This is a genomic window from Pseudomonas sp., from assembly GCF_050739995.1.
Classification (GTDB): Bacteria; Pseudomonadota; Gammaproteobacteria; order Pseudomonadales; family Pseudomonadaceae; genus Aquipseudomonas.
Map to the genome: position 1 here is coordinate 1 of NZ_JBOICG010000325.1, position 4,530 is coordinate 4,530.

A 4,530-nucleotide genomic window follows, 5' to 3' on the forward strand; every position below is an offset into this window, starting at 1 on the left:
GGCCCGCCCATGACCATCGAGATTCGCCCCGCCGTGCCCAGCGATGCTGCGCAGATCCTGACTTTCATCACCGAGCTTGCCGAATATGAAAAGGCCCGGCATGAAGTGATCGCCAGTGTGGCGGATATCGAGCGCAGCCTGTTCAGCGAGGGCTCCACCGCCCATGGTCTGATCTGTTTGCGAGACGGCTTGCCGATTGGGTTTGCGGTGTTCTTCTTCAGCTATTCCACGTGGCTTGGCAGCAACTGCCTGTACCTGGAAGACCTGTACATCAACCCTGAACAACGCGGTGGCGGGGCAGGCAAGAAGTTGTTGCGCCACCTGGCAAAAATCGCCTGCGATAACGGCTGCGGCCGTTTCGAGTGGAGCGTGCTGGACTGGAACGAACCGGCGATTGCCTTCTACAAATCCATCGGCGCCCAACCTCAGGAAGAATGGGTACGTTACCGCATGGAAGGGGATGCCTTGCGCGACTTTGCCCAGGGCTGAGGCCACCTTTCTGAAGTATTGAAGATCCAATGTGAGAGGGGGCTTGCCCCCGATAGCAGTAGGTCAGCGAAAGATATGTCGACTGATTCACCGCTATCGGGGGCAAGCCCCCCCTTACATTTTTTTTGATTTTTCTCATTATGTGGGATGCAAATTTATATATTGAGATATTTCAAAAGATGGGTTTATAGTCGCCTGCATCAGCACTCACTACCAAAAATAAAACAGGTGAAGCGATGCAGCCCCAACCGTTGTCATTACCCGCGGTGCCCGAGCCTACCTATGGCGAGCGGCTGAAAAACAAAGTGGTGATCATCACCGGTGCCGCCCAGGGGATTGGCGAGGCGATTGTCGCCTGCTTCCAGGCCCAGCAAGCGCAGTTGGTCATCGCGGATATCCAGGGCGAAAAGGTCGAGAAAGTTGCCGCCCACTGGCGCGAACGCGGTGCGCAAATTGTCGCGCAACCTGTCGATATCACCTCCAAGGCGCAATGGCAGGCGTTGGTCAATCTGGCCATCGAGCGTTTCGGTCGCGTGGATGTGCTGGTCAACTGCGCCGGAGTCAATGTATTCCGCGATCCGCTGGAGATGACTGACGAAGACTGGCGCCGCTGCTTTGCCATCGACCTCGACGGTGCCTGGTTCGGCTGCCGCACGGTGTTGCCGCACATGATCGAGCAGGGCATCGGTAACATCATCAACATCGCTTCCACCCATTCCAGCCACATCATTCCCGGCTGCTTTCCCTACCCAGTGGCCAAGCACGGCCTGCTCGGCCTGACCCGTGCCCTGGGTATCGAATACGCGCCCAAGGGGATTCGTGTAAACGCGATCGCCCCGGGTTACATCGAGACCCAGCTAAACGTCGACTACTGGAACGGTTTCCCCGACCCTCACGCCGAGCGCCAGCGTGCGTTCGACCTGCACCCGCCCAAGCGCATCGGCCAGCCCATCGAGGTGGCGATGACGGCGCTGTTCCTCGCCACCGACGAAGCCCCCTTTATCAATGCCACCTGCCTGATGATCGATGGCGGGCGTTCTGTGATGTACCACGACTAATACCAAGAAGAGGTGGTTCATGTTCAAGAAGACGTTAGGCGCCCTGGCGCTCGCTGTTACCTTCAGTGGCTTTGCATCGGCCGAAGAAGTGAAGATCGGCTTTTTGGTCAAACAGGCCGAGGAGCCCTGGTTCCAGACCGAGTGGGCGTTCGCCGAAAAAGCCGGCAAGGACCAGGGCTTCACCGTGATCAAGATCGCCGTGCCTGACGGCGAGAAGACCTTATCCGCCATCGACACCCTGGCCGCCAATGGCGCCAAAGGCTTTGTGATCTGCCCACCGGACGTGTCCCTTGGCCCGGCCATCATGGCCAAGGCCAAACTCAACAATCTGAAAGTGCTGGCGGTGGATGACCGTTTCGTCGACGCCAAGGGCAAGCCGATGGAAGACGTGCCCTACGTCGGCCTGGACGCCTACAAGATCGGCCAGAAACAAGGCGAAGCCATGGCCGCCGAAGCCAGGCATCGCAACTGGGACTGGAAGGAAACTTACGCTGTCATCAACACCTTCGACGAGTTGGAGACCGGCAAGAAGCGCACCGACGGCTCAGTCGAGGGCCTCAAGGCCGCTGGCTTGCCCGCCGACCATATCCTGTTCAGCGCACAGAAAACCCTCGACGTGCCGGGTAGCATGGACGCCACCAATTCCGCCCTGGTGAAACTGCCCGGCACCGCGAAAAACCTGATCATCGGCGGCATGAACGACAGCACCGTGCTGGGTGGCGTACGCGCCACCGAAAGTGCTGGCTTCAAGGCGGCCAATGTGATTGGCGTCGGCATCAACGGCACCGATGCCATCGAAGAACTCAAGAAGCCCGACACGGGTTTCTACGGCTCGATGCTGCTGAGTCCTGATGCGTCGGGCTACAAAACTGCCAGCGCGATGTTCGAGTGGGTGACCAAAGGCACTGAGCCTGCCAAGTTCACCGCATTGGATAACGTGACCCTGATCACCCGTGCCAACTTCAAGGAAGAGTTGAGCAAGATCGGTCTGTGGAAATGACCGGCGCGGCCCTGCGCTTCAATGGCATCGGCAAGGAGTTTCCCGGGGTCAAGGCCCTGGCGCAGATCAGCTTTGAAGCGCGGCCGCACTCGGTCCATGCGCTGATGGGCGAGAACGGCGCGGGCAAGTCCACGCTGTTGAAAATCCTTGGGGGGGCCTACACGCCAAGCAGTGGCACGGTGCAGATCGGCGAGCAGGTCATGGTCTTCAAAAGCGCGGCCGACAGCATTGCCAGCGGTGTGGCGGTGATTCACCAAGAGCTGCATCTGGTACCGGAAATGACCGTGGCCGAGAACCTGTTCCTCGGGCATTTGCCGTCGCGTTTCGGCGTGCTGGATCGCAGCCGGCTGCGTCAGCAGGCACTGGCCTGCCTCAAGGGCCTGGCCGATGAAATCGACCCCCAGGAAAAACTCGGGCGCTTGTCCCTGGGCCAGCGGCAATTGGTGGAAATCGCCAAGGCACTGTCCCGTGGTGCCCATGTGATTGCCTTCGATGAGCCCACCAGCAGCTTGTCGGCGCGGGAAATCGACCGCTTGATGGCAATCATCACGAGACTGCGCGATGAGGGCAAGGTGGTGCTGTACGTGTCCCATCGCATGGAAGAGGTGTTCCGGATTTGCGATGCGGTGACGGTGTTCAAGGACGGCCGCTTTGTGCGCACCTTTGACGACATGGCCACGCTGACTCACGACCAACTGGTGACCTGCATGGTCGGCCGTGACATTCAGGACATCTACGACTACCGCCCGCGTGAGCTGGGTGGGGTGGCGCTCAAGGTCGATCGGTTGCTCGGCCCAGGCCTGCGTGAAGCCATCAGCTTGCAGGTACACAAAGGCGAGATTCTCGGCTTGTTCGGTTTGGTGGGCGCGGGCCGTACTGAGCTGTTGCGCCTGCTCAGCGGCCTGGAGCGCGCCAGCGGCGGACATCTGGAGCTTGGCGGACAAACCCTGCACCTGCGTTCACCGCGCGATGCTATCCAAGCCGGCGTGCTGCTGTGCCCAGAAGATCGCAAGAAGGAAGGCATCATTCCGCTGGCCAGCGTCGCCGAGAACATCAACATCAGTGCACGAGGCGCTCATTCCTCGTTCGGCTGGCTGTTGCGTGAAAGCTGGGAGAAGGGCAACGCCGATCAGCAGATCCAGGCGATGAAAGTCAAAACGCCGAACGCGCAGCAGAAAATCATGTACCTGTCCGGCGGCAATCAGCAGAAGGCCATTCTCGGGCGCTGGCTGTCGATGCCGATGAAGGTGTTGCTGCTGGATGAGCCCACCCGTGGCATCGACATCGGCGCCAAGTCGGAGATCTATCAGATCATCCATAACCTGGCGGCCAGTGGGATTGCGGTGATCGTCGTGTCCAGCGACCTGACGGAAGTGATGGGCATCTCCGACCGCATCCTGGTGATGAGTGAGGGCGCCCTGACCGGTGAGTTGAGCCGCGACCAGGCCGACGAAGCACGGCTATTGCAACTGGCCCTACCGCGTACGCGGGCTTGAGGAATTCGAGGTGAATATGTCCCAGGTAAAGACTGCAAAAGGCTTCTGGCCGGGTTTCAACCAGCGCAAGTTCCTCGATGACTGGGTGATGTTGCTCGCGGCGTTGAGCATCTTTGTGCTCAGTGCGCTGTTTATCGACAACTTCCTCTCGCCGCTGAACATGCGCGGCCTGGGCCTGGCAATTTCCACGGTGGGCATCGCCGCCTGCACCATGTTGTTTTGCCTGGCATCGGGGCATTTCGACTTGTCGGTGGGCTCGGTGATCGCCTGCGCCGGGGTGGTGGCGGGGATTGTGATTCGCGACACCGACAGCGTGGTGCTCGGCGTATCGGCGGCGTTGGCCATGGGCCTGGTGGTGGGGCTGATCAACGGCATCGTGATTGCCAAGCTGCGCATCAACGCGTTGATCGCGACCTTGGCCACCATGCAGATCGTGCGCGGGCTGGCCTACATCTTTTCCAATGGCAAGGCCGTCGGTGTGATGGAC

The 4,530-nt window shown here is 59.9% G+C and carries 5 protein-coding genes; all 5 read left to right on the forward strand.

Annotated features, from left to right (window positions below; all coding sequences use genetic code 11):
* The first annotated feature begins 9 nt into the window (after nucleotides 1-9).
* Entirely contained in the window at nucleotides 10-489 is a 480-nt protein-coding gene (locus tag ACRESD_RS10880) for an N-acetyltransferase family protein (protein WP_431750916.1), read from the forward strand.
* A gap of 236 nt (nucleotides 490-725) precedes the next feature.
* Nucleotides 726-1,547 carry an SDR family oxidoreductase gene (locus ACRESD_RS10885; protein WP_431750913.1) on the forward strand — a complete coding sequence of 274 codons (822 nt, stop codon included), beginning with the start codon at nucleotides 726-728 and terminating at the stop codon, nucleotides 1,545-1,547.
* Nucleotides 1,548-1,566: 19 nt separating this feature from the next.
* Nucleotides 1,567-2,547, forward strand: a complete 981-nt coding sequence (locus tag ACRESD_RS10890) for a substrate-binding domain-containing protein (protein ID WP_431750914.1) — start codon at nucleotides 1,567-1,569, stop codon at nucleotides 2,545-2,547.
* The gene (gene araG / locus ACRESD_RS10895; RefSeq protein WP_431750917.1) at nucleotides 2,544-4,043 is read left to right on the forward strand and encodes an L-arabinose ABC transporter ATP-binding protein AraG; all 1,500 of its coding nucleotides are present in this window, start codon (nucleotides 2,544-2,546) and stop codon (nucleotides 4,041-4,043) included. Before ACRESD_RS10890 ends, araG begins: the two co-directional genes overlap by 4 nt.
* 16 nt (nucleotides 4,044-4,059) lie before the next feature.
* The coding region (locus ACRESD_RS10900; RefSeq protein ID WP_431750915.1) for an ABC transporter permease subunit at nucleotides 4,060-4,530 on the forward strand (471 nt) is incomplete at its 3' end.